Annotated in this window: 13 protein-coding genes; 6 read left to right on the top strand and 7 right to left on the bottom strand. The window is 66.0% G+C overall.

Features of this window, described 5'->3' with window-relative positions:
- The first annotated feature begins 209 nt into the window (after nt 1-209).
- The 4 genes from JQ592_RS35685 to JQ592_RS35670 all read left to right on the top strand — a co-directional run bounded on the left by JQ592_RS35685 (nt 210) and on the right by JQ592_RS35670 (nt 5,327).
- Complete coding sequence (locus JQ592_RS35685; RefSeq protein WP_211407386.1) at nt 210-1,220, top strand: aldo/keto reductase; 1,011 nt, start codon at nt 210-212, stop codon at nt 1,218-1,220.
- 15 nt (nt 1,221-1,235) lie between these two features.
- On the top strand, nt 1,236-2,549 hold the full coding sequence (locus JQ592_RS35680) for a tetratricopeptide repeat protein (RefSeq protein WP_211407385.1): 1,314 nt from the start codon (nt 1,236-1,238) through the stop codon (nt 2,547-2,549).
- 188 nt (nt 2,550-2,737) lie between these two features.
- Complete coding sequence (locus JQ592_RS35675) at nt 2,738-3,328, top strand: hypothetical protein (RefSeq protein ID WP_211407384.1); 591 nt, start codon at nt 2,738-2,740, stop codon at nt 3,326-3,328.
- A 142-nt stretch (nt 3,329-3,470) separates the two neighbouring features.
- Nucleotides 3,471-5,327 (top strand): sensor histidine kinase, encoded by a 1,857-nt coding sequence (locus JQ592_RS35670; RefSeq protein ID WP_211407383.1) that lies wholly within the window; start codon nt 3,471-3,473, stop codon nt 5,325-5,327.
- Nucleotides 5,328-5,354: 27 nt separating this feature from the next.
- Here JQ592_RS35670 and JQ592_RS35665 read toward each other — a convergent pair whose 3' ends face one another.
- Together JQ592_RS35665 and JQ592_RS35660 are read right to left on the bottom strand one after the other, a co-directional pair.
- Complete coding sequence (locus tag JQ592_RS35665) at nt 5,355-6,953, bottom strand: oleate hydratase (protein WP_211407382.1); 1,599 nt, start codon at nt 6,951-6,953, stop codon at nt 5,355-5,357.
- Nucleotides 6,954-7,020: 67 nt separating this feature from the next.
- Nucleotides 7,021-8,835: an AMP-dependent synthetase/ligase gene (locus JQ592_RS35660; RefSeq protein ID WP_211407381.1), complete on the bottom strand. Its 1,815-nt coding sequence runs from the start codon at nt 8,833-8,835 to the stop codon at nt 7,021-7,023.
- Between the two features lie 287 nt (nt 8,836-9,122).
- Here JQ592_RS35660 and JQ592_RS35655 point away from each other — a divergent pair, with 287 nt between their 5' ends.
- Nucleotides 9,123-9,692 carry a cysteine hydrolase family protein gene (locus JQ592_RS35655; protein ID WP_211407380.1) on the top strand — a complete coding sequence of 190 codons (570 nt, stop codon included), beginning with the start codon at nt 9,123-9,125 and terminating at the stop codon, nt 9,690-9,692.
- 161 nt (nt 9,693-9,853) lie between these two features.
- Complete coding sequence (locus JQ592_RS35650) at nt 9,854-10,156, top strand: hypothetical protein (protein WP_211407379.1); 303 nt, start codon at nt 9,854-9,856, stop codon at nt 10,154-10,156.
- A 62-nt stretch (nt 10,157-10,218) separates the two neighbouring features.
- On the opposite strand, the gene JQ592_RS35645 is transcribed toward JQ592_RS35650, so the two are convergent.
- The 5 genes from JQ592_RS35645 to JQ592_RS35625 form a co-directional block, all read right to left on the bottom strand.
- Nucleotides 10,219-11,490, bottom strand: a complete 1,272-nt coding sequence (locus JQ592_RS35645) for a flavin monoamine oxidase family protein (protein ID WP_211407378.1) — start codon at nt 11,488-11,490, stop codon at nt 10,219-10,221.
- Between the two features lie 9 nt (nt 11,491-11,499).
- Nucleotides 11,500-12,210 (bottom strand): RibD family protein, encoded by a 711-nt coding sequence (locus JQ592_RS35640; protein ID WP_211407377.1) that lies wholly within the window; start codon nt 12,208-12,210, stop codon nt 11,500-11,502.
- A gap of 19 nt (nt 12,211-12,229) precedes the next feature.
- On the bottom strand, nt 12,230-12,901 hold the full coding sequence (locus JQ592_RS35635) for an FABP family protein (RefSeq protein WP_211407376.1): 672 nt from the start codon (nt 12,899-12,901) through the stop codon (nt 12,230-12,232).
- 247 nt (nt 12,902-13,148) lie between these two features.
- On the bottom strand, nt 13,149-14,468 hold the full coding sequence (locus JQ592_RS35630) for an aminotransferase class V-fold PLP-dependent enzyme (RefSeq protein ID WP_211407375.1): 1,320 nt from the start codon (nt 14,466-14,468) through the stop codon (nt 13,149-13,151).
- A gap of 158 nt (nt 14,469-14,626) precedes the next feature.
- Nucleotides 14,627-14,875, bottom strand: a complete 249-nt coding sequence (locus tag JQ592_RS35625) for a hypothetical protein (protein ID WP_211407374.1) — start codon at nt 14,873-14,875, stop codon at nt 14,627-14,629.
- Nucleotides 14,876-15,005 lie beyond the last annotated feature (130 nt).

Raw genomic sequence — 15,005 nt, 5'->3', positions numbered from 1 at the left:
CCACAGGGAGGGGTTATGGGTCGAACTGCTAACTCGGAGTCTTCGCCAAACGCAATCCTGTGGTTATGGGTCCCGGATCTGCGCGCGCTTGTGGCGCGCTTGTCCGGGACGACGAGAGGTGATGGCATTGCTGGATTGCTTCGCTGCGCTCGCAATGACGGAACCGGGCGGCTATGCTGACGCCACAAGACGCAGCAAGGATCCCGCCCATGCAATACCGCCAGCTCGGCCGCACCGGCCTGAAAGTCCCGCCGATCTGTCTGGGCACCATGATGTTCGGCGGGCCGACCGATGAAGCCGCATCGAAACGGATCATCGCGAAGGCGCTCGATACCGGGATCAACTTCATCGACACCGCCGACGCCTATTCGAAGGGAGCGTCCGAAGAGGTCGTGGGACGCGCCATCGCCGGCAACCGTCACGCCTGGGTGCTCGCCACCAAGCTCGCCAACCCGATGGGCGATGATCCCAACCGCGTTGGCCTGTCGCGGCGCTGGGTGTTGCAGGCGGCCGACGAAAGCCTGAAGCGGCTCGGCACCGATCACATCGACATCTACTACCTGCACAAGGAAGACCATGCGACGCCGCTCGAGGAGACGGTGCGCGCGATGGGCGACCTGATCCGCGCCGGCAAGGTGCGTTATTTCGGTGTCTCCAACTACCGCGCCTGGCGCGTCGCCGAGATCTGCAACATCTGCGACCGGCTCGGCATCGACCGGCCCGCGGTGAGCCAGCCCTATTACAACGCGATGAACCGCATGCCCGAGGTCGAGCATTTTCCGGCCTGCTCCTATTACGGCCTCGGCATCGTGCCCTATAGCCCCTTGGCGCGCGGCGTGCTCACCGGCAAGTACAAGCCGGATGCCGCCCCGGACAAGGAGACGCGCGCCGGCCGCAACGACACCCGCATGATGCAGACGGAGTGGCGGCCGGAATCGCTCCAGCTCGCGCAGGAGATCAAGACTCACGCCGAGAAGAAAGCTATCACCGCCGGCCAGTTCGCGGTCGCCTGGGTGCTGAACTCGGCATTCGTGACCTCCATCATCGCCGGTCCCCGCACCGAGCAGCAATGGGACGACTATATCCGCGCACTCGACTATCGCTTCACGGCGGAGGACGAGGCGCTGATCGACCGCCTGGTCGTGCCGGGCCATCCCTCGACGCCGGGCTACAACGATCCGGCCTACCCGATCGAAGGCCGCCGCGCGCGCACGAGCTAACAGCGGGAGACGACGATGCCGCACGAGGACCGCTACGGCCTTCCGCTTTCCACCGCATCCGATGCGGCGGCCTCCGCCTATCGCGAGGGCGTCGACCTCATGCTCGCGGGCTGGACCGGTACGGCGGAGACGCTGGAGCGCGCGATTGCGACTGACCCGGATTTCGCGCTGGCCCATATCGCCCGCGGCCGCGTGCATGCCTTCTACCAGCAGGGCGATCTCGCGCGGCAGGAGGCGGCACTGGCGCGCCAGCTCGTTGCCAGGCGCGGCACTGAGCGCGAGCGTTCGCATGTCGAGACGCTGGCGCGCGCGATCGAGGGCCGGCTGCCCGAGGCGATCGCAACGATGCTGCAGCATGTCGAGAGCTGGCCGCGCGATGCCGTGGTGCTGTCGCTGCCGCTCGGCGCCTTCGGCCTGTTCGCCTTCTCCGGCATGGCCGATCACGACCGGGCGCGGCATGAGCTGTGCGAGCGGGTCGCGCCGCACTATGGCGAGGACTGGTGGTTTCTTACCATGTCCGGCTGGGCGATGACTGAGAATGGCGACGTCGCGCACGGCCGCGCCGTCACCGAGCGCGGCTTCAACCTCCGCCGCGCCAACGCCCACGCCGCGCATGCGGTGCTGCATGCGATGTTCGAGGATGGCTCCATCGAGGAAGCCGATCGTCTCGTCGACGACTGGATCCCCAGTTACGGCCGCGCCGGAATTTTGCATGGCCACATCCGCTGGCACCAGGCGCTCGGTGCACTCGAGCATGGCGATGCGGCACGGGCGCTCAACATCTATGCCGACGTGCTCCAGCCTTCCGCCACGCAGGCGCCGCCGCTCAACGTCATCACCGACAGCGCCTCGCTGCTCTGGCGCCTGTCGGCTTACGGCCACGCCGTGCCCAGGGCGCTGTGGCTCGAGGCCGACACCACCGCGCAAAAACTGTTTCCGAAATCGAGCCTGCCGTTTGCCGACGTCCACATGGCGCTGTTCGCGGCGGCAACACAAAACAGCGAGGCCCTCGCCACCCGCCTTGCCGTCATCGAGCAGCGCCTCGCCGAGGGCAAGCTGCCGGCCGGCCCCGTGGTCCCCGCGATCTGCCGCGCGCTGGCGGCCTTTGCCGAGGAGGACCATGCCGCCTGCGTGCAGACGCTCGCTCCGGTGCTCACCGACGTCGTCCGCATCGGCGGCAGCCACGCCCAGCGCGAGCTGATCGAGGACACCTTCATCGTCGCCCTCATGCGCAGCGGCGAGCTCTCCCGCGCACGCGCCCTGCTCGACGCCCGCCTGCACCGCCGCCCCTCCCTGCGCGATGCGCGCTGGCAGGCGGCAATGGGTTAGCCTGCCACGAAAAAAACACCGGCCTGACGGCAAGTGCCCGCCGGGACGGTGGGCGATTTGGGCGAATCGCCAGGGATGGTGCGGTGGTATTCCAGACGGACTCGGTGGCGCGAACGGGATCGCAACCAATTTGCGGTTCGATGGTTATGAAGCGGACCTCCAGCGTCCCCTGGCATACGAGCCTGACGATGCGCCTCATCCGACCGGTCCTCGCAGCAACCCTCGCCGCCTCCGTTGCAGCTTCGGCAAGCCCTTGTTTCGCCGAGGATTCCAGGCCCATTCCGGTCAACAATCCGCCGGCGCAGCAGAACGCCTTGATCGACCTGCTGGCGCTGATGTCCGGCCAGTGCAAGACGCTGAAGGTCGCGGGCCGGACCTTCGCCTGCAAGACGGTCGCTTACGCCCATGGCGACACCGGCCGGGTCAATTTCGCGGTCGCCGTCGACGACCCCACTGATGCGAACCACGTCGTGTCGTTCTCCGGCGAGAACGGCAAGCGCGCCGACGACAATTCCTATGAGCTGCCGATCGACCGCATGCTGCTCAACTCCAAGGACCGGCCCAAGGTCGACGGTCTGCCGGTGCCCGCCGAACAGGCCTCCACCGGCGTTTGCCGCCAGACTGGCAACTTCGCTGCCAGGAAGGTGAACGACGTGACCTGCTCGGCGACCGACAGCGAAGGCCGTCGATATGAACTGCTGTTCGTCTCCGACGGTACGCCGGTGAGCGTGCGCCGCATCCGGCAATCGTCGCCGTCGATCCAGGACCCGTTCAAGTAGCGGCACCTCGTCTCGCCCTGCGCGTCAGCGAACCGGACGCGCATCCTTCCGTTTGAAACTCCGGGTCTGGCGGGTATGCTCTCGCGAGCGTCCTCATCGAGGAAGCCCGATTGCAACTGGAGCCGGGGCCGAGAGTCCAGCAATGCGTATGATCACCGGGCTCGTGCGCATCCTGATCGTCTGCCTGCTCGCAATCCTGTCGCGTGAATGCATCGCAGCCGACGGCCCCCGGCAACGTTCAATCCTGGTGCTGGAAGAAGCCGATTTCCGCTCGCCCTTCTATTCCGAGATCTTTGCCGGCATCCGCGCCGCGGCAAAGCCGAACGGCAAGAGTCACACGGTGATCTACGGCGAGAGCCTCGATCTCGCCCGCTTCCCGGGACCGGACTACGAAGAGAGTCTGGTCGGTCACCTCAAAACCAAATATGCGCAGCGGCCGATCGACGTCATCGTTTCGATCGGCGTGACATCGGCGAAATTCCTTCAAGCGCGCAAGCAGGACATCTGGCCCACCGCGCCCGTCGTTTACGGCTTCTTGCCCGATCTGCCCGAGACGCGCGCACTGTTCCTGCCCAACACGACGGCCGTCTTCGCAAGGGTGAGACCGGCGCAGCTTCTGATCGCCGCCCGCGCCGTCGTTCCCGACCTGACCCATGTCGTCCTCGTGGGCGAGGCCTGGAAAAATCCGCTGACATACGGACACTGGAAGCAGGACTTCGCGGCCGAGATGCCCGATCTCGAAGTCACCGATCTGTCCGGCGCGGTACTGCGTGAGGTCCGCAGTCACGTCGCCTCGCTGCCCGCCCGCTCTGCGATCCTGACCTCGGCGATGTATTCCGACGGCGAAGGCACCTATTATTCCCCCGCCTCGGCGCTCGCACGCGTCGCGGAGGGTGCGAACCGACCGATCATCATCACATCAGAGACGTTCCTCGGGCGGTCGGGTGTGGGCGGCTTCCTGCTGCGGCCCGAAATCATCGGCCGGGAAGCCGGCGAGGTCGCGATGCGGATCCTCGAGGGCGAAGCGCCGTCGAGCATCATTCCCTTCAGCGGGAACAACGTGAAGCCGATCTTCGACTGGCGGCAGCTGAAACGCTGGAATGTGGACGAAGCCAATCTGCCCCCCGGCAGCGAGGTGCGCTTCCGCCAACCGACCTTCTGGGAGCAGTATTACTGGCACTCCGTGATCATCGCGAGCGTGGTGCTGGTGCAGGCGCTGATGATCACCGTTCTGCTGCGCGAGCGCCGTCTGCGCTTCGTGGCCGAGGTCGAGGCACGCCAGCGCATGTCGGAGCTCGCCCACATGAACCGCCGTGCGACCGCGGGAGAGATGTCCGTCTCGCTCGCACACGAGCTGAACCAGCCGCTCGCCGCCATTCTGATCAATGCCGAGACGGCCCAGCGGATACTGCAAAATCCGGCGCCCGACCTCGGCGAAGTCAGGGACATCCTTGACCACATCCGCCGTGACGATCAGCGGGCCGCCGAAGTCATCGGCCGGCTGCGCTCGTTTCTGAAGCGAGACCCGACCGAACGGCGCGAGCTCGACCTCAATGCCACCGTCGGCGAGGTGTTTCGATTCCTCTCCGTGCAGGCCCTGACCCATGATGTCGAGCTCGTCGCGGAGCCGTCGCCCGCGGACATCCTCGTGAAGGGCGACAAGGTGCAGCTCCAGCAGGCCATCCTGAATCTCGTCGTGAACGGCATGGAGGCCGTGGCCGAACTTCCGGACGAGCGGCGCCGCGTCGTCGGACGAACTGGTCTCATCGACGGCAACCTGGCCCTTGTCTCCATTGCCGACGCAGGTCACGGCATCCTCGCGGAGAAAGTGACCGAGATCTTCAAGCCGTTCTTCACGACCAAGGCGCAAGGCATGGGCATAGGCCTTTCGATCGCCCATACCATCATCGAGGCGCATGGCGGCCGCATCTGGGCCGAGAACGCCCCGTCAGGAGGCGCCGTCTTTCACGTCAGCCTGCCGCTGGCGCCGGCGCGATAGAGGCTGCCATGGATGCTGGCGAAAGTCTCACGTGAAGGCCTTCTCCAGCGTCGCGAAGATCACCGCGAGCGACTTGTCGTGGCGGGTCACCGGCGGCACCGGGCGATCGACCTTCATGAGCTGATAGACCGCCATCTGCGCCGCGCGCACCGAATATTCGACGGTGAAGACGACGTCATCGGGGATTTCGACGAACTGGCTGACGAAGGCGAGGTTGACCGAATTTTTGGGCACCGGCAACGGCCGGTCGGTCAGGTTGCGCGGCATGAACATGCTGGTGATGTAGGGCATGCGGCAGGGGATGCAGGTCGCGGTCTCGAACATTTCGCGATCGAAATTCAGGTGCCCGCACAGCTCGTTCAGGATGTCGGCGCCGCCGCAATCGGACATCGGCTTGCCGACGAAATTGCCGACACGATCGGGATGCAGCGCATAGCCCCAGAACACCTGCACGTCCCTCGGTTGCCCGGCGAAATGCGGCTGGTGATACAGCACCACCGACATCAGCCAGTTGGAATCCCTGAACGTGACCAGCCCGCCGGTGCCGGCCCTGTTGCCGGAGAACGCCTCCATCTTGTCGAAGAACCGGGGATCGCGGCAGGTCACGGTGAACGACAGCCAGTAGGACTCCGGAATCGAGGTGTTGAACGCGGACGGATTGCCGAATTCGGGACGCTCCTTCGCGATGGTCTCCCACAGCGCCCAACCCTGGCTGTCCGTCTTGGTCAGGTGCGGCGCCGGCTCGGTCATGGTGCCCAAGCTCGAGGCGTCCGTCATCGATCCGTTCTGGAAGAACACGAGGTCACCGTCCTCGAGACGGACATTGGCGGTGCGGCCGTCGCGATCGAGCATGAGCTGGCGGACGCGCACGCGCCCGCCCTCGTCCTCGAGCGTCATGTCTGTGACACGGGTGCCGCGCACGAACTGCACGCCCTGCCGCTTCAGCCAGTCGGCGAGCGGCCGCACGATCGCATCATACTGATTGTAGACGGTGCGCTTGACGCCGGCGAGGGTCTCGATGCGCGGGAATTCGTTCATGAAGCGGTGCAGATAGCGCTTCAGCTCGACCGCGCTGTGCCAGGGCTGGAAGGCGAAAGTGGTCTGCCACATGTACCAGAAATTCGACTCGAAGAATCTTGGCGACAGCCAGTCGGTGATGCGGCTGTTGCCGAGCGTTTCCTCCGAGGCCTCGGTGAGCCGCAGCAGCTCGAGCCGGTCGCGCGCCGAGAAGCCCATGTGCGTCACGTCGATCTTGAAGCGGTTGCGGTCGACCAGCCGCGCCTGCGAATGCGCCGGATTTTCCAGATTGAATGCGATCGTCTCCTCGCGCACGCTGAGGCCGGGATGTTCGAGCGAGGGAATGCTCGACAGCAGGTCCCAGGTGCACTCGTAGTGATCGGTGGTGAGCATGCGCCCGCCGCGCAGCGAATAGGCGCCGCTCGCGAGCAGCGCACCGTCGAGACTGCCGCCGACCAGCGGCTGCGCCTCGTAGATCACGATATCGCGTCCCGGCAGCTGCGCGTCGCGAACCAGGAATGCAGCGCCCGCGAGCGACCCGATGCCGCCGCCGATGAAATACGCCTTCATGACTTGCCTCGCTTGCAATTCGACTCTTCGCAGCGACATTGCATGGCGAGACGCGGCCAAGGTTGCGCTGGATCAAGCGCGGCGAGAGGCGGGAATCACGTCGACGTTATTGCCGCGGCTTCTTCGTGTAGATCTGCTCGATCTCGCTTGCGAAGCGATGTTCGAGCGCGGGGCGCTTGTTCTTCAGCGTCGGCGTGAGCAGGCCGCTGGCAATGGTCCAGGGCTCCAGCGTCCACCACACCGCGCGCGGCGTCGCGTAGGACGGATAGGCCTTCACGGCGGTCGCGATTCGCGCCAGCAGCGCGACCCGCTCCGCCGCGCCGCCCTGCTTGCCGCTCACGGCTAACCTTTCCTTCTCCTGCGTCCAGGCCTTGGCGTTGAGCACCACCAGCGCAGTGAGGAAGGGGCGCTGCTCGCCGACCACCAGCGCCTGCTCGAACAGGGGATCTGCGAGGATCGCAGTCTCCAGATCCACCGGCGCAATCTTCTCGCCGGTGGACGTCACCAGAATATCCTTGATGCGGCCGGTGATGGTGATGCGCCCGTTCTCGATGCGCGCCTGGTCGCCGGTGTGCAGCCAGCCGTCGGCTTGCTTCACGCGACGCGTCTCCTCTGGCTTGTGCCAGTAGCCGAGCATCACGTTGCGACCGCGCACCAGCAGCTCATCGTTCTCACCCAGCCTGACCTCGACGCCATCGAGCACATGGCCGACCGAATGCGGATCGTTGTCTTCAGGCGTATTGACCGAAACCACCGGCGAGGTTTCGGTCATGCCGTAGCCCTGGAGGATGTCGAGCCCGAGCGCGAGGAACAGGCGAATGACCGGCTCGGCGATCGGCGCGCCGCCGGAGACCGCGACGCGCAATCGGCCGCCGAGCTGCGCCAGCACCTTGTCGGCGACCAGCCGCTGCAGCAGCGGCCAGGCTAGCCAATCCGGCAGCGACGGCGCGCCGCGCCGCTGCCGCGCATCGAAACGCCGGCCACCGACGGCGATCGTGAGGTCGAGCAGCGCCCGCTCGAGGGCCCCGGCCGATGCCCGACGCTGCATGATCAGCGCGTAGATGCGCTCATAGATCCGCGGCACCGAGATCAGCACCGTCGGCCGCACATGCCTCAGATCTTCCGACAACAGCGGCACCGAGCGCGCATAGGCGACGCAGGCCCCTGCCGCGATCGGATAGTAATAGCCACCGGTGCGCTCGAAGGTGTGCGACAGCGGCAGGAAGGACAGGAAGACGTCGTGCGGTTCGGCGGCGATCCGCCGCGCGATCGCCTGTACATTGGAGATGACGTTGTCGTGCGACAGCATCACGCCCTTCGGCCGCCCGGTCGTGCCCGAGGTGTAGACGATGGCGGCAAGATCGTTCGGCTCCACGGCAACGTCGGAGAGTGGTGCGGTTGCGCCCGGCGCGGTTGCGAGCCATGCGTCGAGCGCGATGATGCGCGCATCGGCAGGTCCCGGCCCGGTCATGTCGGCACAGACGATGCGCTTGAGCGCATCGAGCGGCTGTCCGGTCGCAACGATCGCCCGCCAGCGCTCCAGGGTGTCGACGAACAGCAGCAGCGCGCCGGAATCTGCGAGGATGTAGGCGATGCTGTCGGGGTTGTCGACCGCATGCATCGGCACCGGGACGAGGCCGCGCGACAGCGCCGCCTGGTCCATCGCGATGTGCGGAATGCCGTTCGGCATCAGGATGGCGACGCGCTCGCCTGGCGCAAAGCCCTCGACCGCCAGCGCCCGTCGCCACGCTTCGAATTCCGCGTCGATCTCCTGCCAGGACTGGCTGACCCAGCGCGCGGCTTTGCCGTCGAAGTGGCGATAGGCTTCCGCCGCCGGCGTCGCCTTGATGCGCCAGCGCAGCAGCTCCGGCAATGTCCTGACGTCCGCGAGCGTCTGCGGTTGACTGATCGGCCCCGGCATGGCGTCCTTTCCTGACCTCGCCGATTCTCTATCGACTTAAGCCTGAAGACTAGAGCCGCCAGCCGCTCAGACCTTGATCCTCAGCAAGGCAAAAGGGAGGACTCGTAGCCCGGATGGAGCACAGCGTAATCCGGGAAAGTCTCGAACTGGATGCAGCGGTCCCGGATTACGCTTCGCTCCATCCGGGCTACGAACCTGCAACGACGTCGCGAAACGAGGGAAGATTGGCATTGCGCCCTCCCGACCGCTGCGCATAGTCGGCTCTGCAAACGTCCGAAGGCCCCGCCATGCCCACTCCCCTCCCCGCCCTCATCGTCGTCGACGTCCAGCGCGCCTTCGACGAATGGGAGGCGGCCGGCAAGCGGCGCAACAATCCCGAGGCCGTGGCGCGCATCGGCGACCTGCTCGCGGCCTTCCGGACCAATCGCGCGCCGATCTTCCACATCCGCCACGAGGGCACCAAGCCGAACTCGTCGTTCCTGCCATCGCGTTCCGGCTACGCCGTCAAGGACGAGGCGCGCGAGCAGGACGGCGAGCCCGTGATCGTCAAGCGCGTCAACAGCGCCTTCATCGGCACGGACCTCGATACGCGCCTGCGTGAAGCTGGCATCACGACGCTCGTCATCTGCGGCGCCACCACCAATCATTGCATCGAGACGACGACGCGGATGGCCGGCAATCTCGGCTTCGATGCGCGCCTGGTGCGCGATGCGACCTGGACGTTCGACCGGGTCGGGCCCGACGGCGATGCGCATTCCGCCGCGGAGATCCACGCGATGACGCTGTCGAATCTCAACGGCGAATTCGCACGCATCGTCACGACCAGCGACGTGATCGCGTCATTCGCGGCGAAGTGATGGCAGAGGCGCGGCGCGCGCGGTGATGCGACAATAAATCCCACGGCATGCGATGATTCGCCGGACTCGGACATCGCGCGCTGCGTCGTTTCGACGCCCGCACTGGCCGGAACGCAGCCAGCACCCATGTGTTGTCACACGACATCAACTGGAGTGACGACATGAAGTATCTCATTGCCGTGATGGCCATCGGAGCCGCGGCGCTGGCCGGCGGATCGGCGGCGAACGCGGCCAACACCACGAGCGCGAAGCACAACGCGCCGACCGACATCAGCGCGCAGCACCGGCACTATCATGGCCACCGCCATCATCACTGGCGCCATCACCACCACGGTTACTATCGCCCATATTACCGGAGCTACGGCTACTACCCGCGGCACCACGGCTATTATGGCGGCGGACCGTACGGTTATTACGGCGGCGGCCCCAGCGTGACGTTTGGTTTTGGCGGCAGCCGCTGGTAAATCGACCTGCGTAAACCGACCTGCACGGACGAACGAAAGGCCCGCGAATGCGCGGGCCTTTTTCATCCGCGCAACATCATCTCCGCCGTCGCCAGCCCGCTCGCCAGCGCGGCCTCGACCGTACCCATGTCGCGGCCGCGATAGAGCGCTTCGCCGGAGAACAGCACGGCACCGTCGGCGCGCGCGAGGATCGCCTGCGCATCGCGTGTGCGCGGCGTCGCCCAGGAATAGGCGCCACAGGCGAAGGGGTCATGCGTCCAGTTGGTCGCCGCGGCCGCGACGAGCTCGCGCGCGACGTCCTCGCGGGGCAGGCCGAAGATCGTGGCGAGCGAGTCCAGTCCCGCCTCGACCAGCCCTTGCGAATCGAGATGCGACAGCTCCGCCGTTCGCGGGCCGCCGAACCAGCCGGTGAGCACGGGATGGCGGTCCGGATAGCGCGTCCACCACACCGGAATGGCCTGGTCCGACAGCAGGAAGGTCATGTCCGCGAGATCCGGATTTCGCTCGCGCCACCATGGCCGCGCAAAGCGCAGCAGGATTTTGATCACGCCGCCGAAGCCGATGTCGTCGGCGGCTGCGGCCTTCGTCCGCGCGGCGGCGGGCAAAGCGATATCCCGCAACAACGGCAGCGGCACGGTGACGATCACGCGGTCGCAGCCGTGCATGTCGCCATTGGTGCAACGAACGACGAGCGCACCGCCCGTCTCTTCAATTGCCGACACCACGCAACCAAAGCGGATCGCGGCGCCATGCCCGCGGCACCCGGCCGCCAGGAATTCGATCAGCGCGCCATAGCCGCCGACGATGCGCGCCTGGGCGTGATGCCCGCCGTCCATCCATTCCTCGCGCAGCGCCAGGATGGAGGCGCGCGCCGGATCGGCCGCATCGTAGCCCTCGACCATGCGCTCGATGGAATAGCGCAGCCGCTCGTATTCTGGTCCGGCAAAATAGCGGCGCAGGAAATCGGTGACGGTGAGATCGTCCTTCAACTCCCCGAGCACGGCATGCAGCTCCGCCTCATGCGGATCGTGGCGCTCTTCGCGCGAGAGCGCTGTGCCGTCAAAGCTCCATTGCGTGCCTTCGATCGCCTGAAGCGACAGCCCCGCCTCGCGCAGCAGGGCACGCGTGACCGGCGCCTCGCCATGGACGAATTCGGCGCCGCCATCGGCGGGGTAGCCAAACTCCGATGCCGGCAGCGGATGAATGCGACCGCCGCAGCGCTCGCGTGCTTCGAGGATGGTCACCCTCTTGCCGGCGCGCGCGAGCTCGCGCGCCGCCATCAGACCCGCCGCACCGGCGCCGACGATGACAATGTGCTCCGACATATCCGGCATGGCGACGCTTTACCCGGCCACGCCTTGCGGATCGTTCTTGATCAAATAGCGCAGCAGCAAGACGCCTCCGCCGAGCTCCCGCACGCTCTCCAGCGTCATCGCGGCAAGGGGCGCGCGCTTGTCGCTGTCCGCTTCCGTCGAATCGAACACAAAGGGTGCGCCCTTGGCGCCGTCGATCGCGGGACTGAGGATCAGATTGAATTCGTCGATCAAACCGGCGCGCAGGAAGGCGCCATTGGCGACGCCGCCGCCCTCCACCAGCAACCGCTTCACCCCCAACTCGTGATTGAGGATGTCGAGCGCCAGCGCCAGGTCGATTTCGGACTTGCCGGCGAAGATGTAGGACACGCCCTCGCCGCGCAGCCCTGCGAGATGCGAATCCGGCACGCTCTCGGTCAGCACCAGCACGATCGGATCGCCGCCGATATCCGAACGGCCCCAGCCGATCTTGCCCTGCGCGTCGAGCACGACGCCGTAGGTCTTCGCGTCGCGCCGCGCGAACCAGTTCTGGCGCGGAAACGTCTCGCCCGAGGTCGCGGGATAGGGCTTGCCCTTGGCGAACTCCGAGCCGGTGACGCGGCCGATCACCCAGGCATCGCCGCCGAGCTCCTCGTGGATCTTCTCGAACCAGTCCGTGCCCGCGCCCTTCGGACGCCAGCGGCTGGGATGCGTACGGCCATCGAGGCTCGAATGCATCAGGCAAATGACATGGGGCTTCATGCAAATCTCCGGATGACGCTCAAGCCGCCGTTCCACTGCCGCCATCGGCTTTGGCGCGATCGTTGACGATCACCGCGAGCGGATTGAGCTTTGGCGGCGCTATGAGCTGGAGCGTGTTGGTGTCGTGATGATTGAACGGCGCGCCGCGGACGAACAACTCGGTCTGGATCAGATAGGTCCAGCTTCCGTCGTCGTTGAAGGTGATGTCGCAGCGGTAGGAATCGGTGCGGAAGGCCTGTTCCAGGAAGTCGGTCGAGCAGATCCCGTAGGCGGTATCGCCGCGCTTGGCCGTGACGGAGATCTTGCGGTCGTCCGGCGCGGCCTTGCCCGACGCCAGCAGCACCTGCCCGCGCGGGATCGCCAGCGTCTGCATGATCAGCCCGGTCGCGGGCTCCCACAGCCAGTAGCCGACCTGGTCGTGGAAGGTGATGTCTTCTTCCGGCGTGTTGATGTGGATGTGATAGCGCAAGCCATAGAACAGCTGCGGCCCGTTGGCCTGCGGATCGATCGGGTCCATCCTGATACGCTCGATGAAGGTGCGCCGCTCCGGCCCCTCCGCCTTCGGATTGATGTCGATGCCCTTGTCCGCCTGCCACGTGCCGGCAAGACGGCGAAGCGGTCCGAGATTGGCGAGGGCGTCGGGCGAGACGTCCTCGGGCTCGGTGAAGATGTCGGCGGGAATGGGGAGCATGGCTGGCCTCGCGTCGTTGCGGGGAGCAGCCATAGCACGGCAGCAGGAAGCTGGCTCGTGCTCAAGCCTCACAATCGCGAATGGACATAGGCGCCACGCGCAGACGATTGCTGGGGCACGTCGCAGCTCCGCCGCCGGAACGTTTAGTGGCGATGATCGTGGACCTCGGGTTGATCGCGATGGTCGCAGACCATGGTTGGCACGCTCGCGGGTGTCACCTCAAACACGCCGTCCGCCTCGCGCGCCTTCAGCCCGCCTTCGTACCCGTGATGGCGGCAAGCGCCTCGACGAGGCGGTCGAGATCGGCCTCCTCGGTGTAGAGCGCCGGCGTCACGCGGATGCATTGGCCCTTGGCGACGCCCGCCCGGCGAACCGTCAGGACCTTGTAGGTGTCCCTGAGCTTCGCCACGATGGCGTCGTTGTCGACCTTGCTCGTCTTGCCGGCGAGGCGGAAGGATGTGATCGCACCATAGAGGCCCGCCTCGTCCGGCGTCAGGATCTCGAGGTCCTTGAAGCCCCTGCTGCGACTGACCCAGTAGTCGCGCAAGTAGCGCAGGCGGGCCTGCTTCGCCGCAGCACCAATCTGCTGATGGAGCTCGACGGCCGTGGGCACCGTCAGCACCGTCGCGAAATTGACCGTGCCGGTGTGCACGCGCGAGCGGATGTCGGTTTCCGGAAAGTCCTCGTCACCGAGGTCGCGATCGATGGCGGCGAGGCGGTCCTTTTTGATGTAGAGGAAGCCCACGCCGACCGGCGCGCCGATCCATTTGTGCAGGTTGAAGCCGACGAAATCGACCTCGAGCTCGCCCACCCTGAAGTCCATCTGCCCCCAGGAATGAGCTGCGTCGACGATGGTATCGACGCCCTTCGCCCTGGCCATGCGCGCGATCTCGGTGATCGGCATGATGAGGCCGGTGCGATGACTGACATGGGTGAGGAGGAGAAGCCTGGTCTTCGGATTGGCCTCGAGCGCGCGGGCATAGGCGTCGAGCACGCCCTGACGCGTGGCCGGCTCCGGCACATCGAACTTGACCACGTCGACACCGCGACGCACCTTGAGCGCATTCATGGCATATTGCATCGAATCGTAGTCGAGGTCGGCGTAGAGCACGCTGTCGCCGGGCTTCAGCCTGTTGTAGCCGCTGATGAGCAGCTGCAGCGCTTCGGTCGCACCGCGGGTGAGCGCGATTTCCTCCGGCGCAGCTCCGACCGCCGCCGCCACCTTGGCCCGCACGGCCTCGAAATCCGCGCCCGCGCGCTGCCGCGCGTAGTAGGTGTTCTGATAGTTGACCATGTCGGACAGGCGGATGAACTCCCGCCTCACCGGCTCGGCCATGATGCCCCAGAAGCCGTTCTCCAGATTGACGACGTCAGGCGTCACGGCATAGAGCCCCTTCACGGCCGTCCAATAGGCCTCGTCGGTGGCGATTGCGGCCGCAGGTCCGCTCAGTTGCGCCGGCAGTCCCTCGGCGGCAAAAGCCGGCGCCGCCAGCGGCGCGACGGCTGCGGCCGCGAGGCCCTTCAGGATCGACCGGCGGTCGGAAGAAATTGTCTTGATCAGATGCATGTCCACTCTCCGCGAAGCGCGGCGAAAGGAGCAGCATTCATTGACCGGGCGATGACAATCCGATGATCCCGGCGGGCCCGGCAGGGACTATGTGTGCATCGCGTCGGCGGTCGCGGCAATGAGGGCGGTTGATCGCCGCCCTCAACCGGAGACCGCTCTCAAGCCGCTTCCGACATCGATCTCGCACGCTGCTCGAGCACGCCGATCGTCGACACCAGATTGTCGCGCCGCGCGCGAAGGTTGGCCGCGAGCAACGGATAGGTCGGCTGATTCACGTCGAACACCCCGGTTTTCGCTTCTTCCTCGAGAATGTCGGTGTTCAGCAGCCGAACACGCCACCACAAATCGGCGATCAACGCATCGAGCTGGAGTTCACCAGCAGCACCAGAACGGGACACTTCCTGCATAGCTTTGCCTCAATCTGAAACGGCCTTCTCGCCAAGGCCTGGCTTAGGTCCTGACTGAGCAAGCAGGGTGCCAGGAATGGGCGGGCGAGATCTGGTTCGGGAGCGAGCTGCGCGGTGGTCCGGCTGACGC

The organism is Bradyrhizobium iriomotense (assembly GCF_018129405.1).
Lineage (GTDB): Bacteria > Pseudomonadota > Alphaproteobacteria > Rhizobiales > Xanthobacteraceae > Bradyrhizobium > Bradyrhizobium iriomotense_B.
Note: the sequence above shows the minus strand (reverse complement) of the source record. Positions and strands in the feature narration are given on the sequence as shown.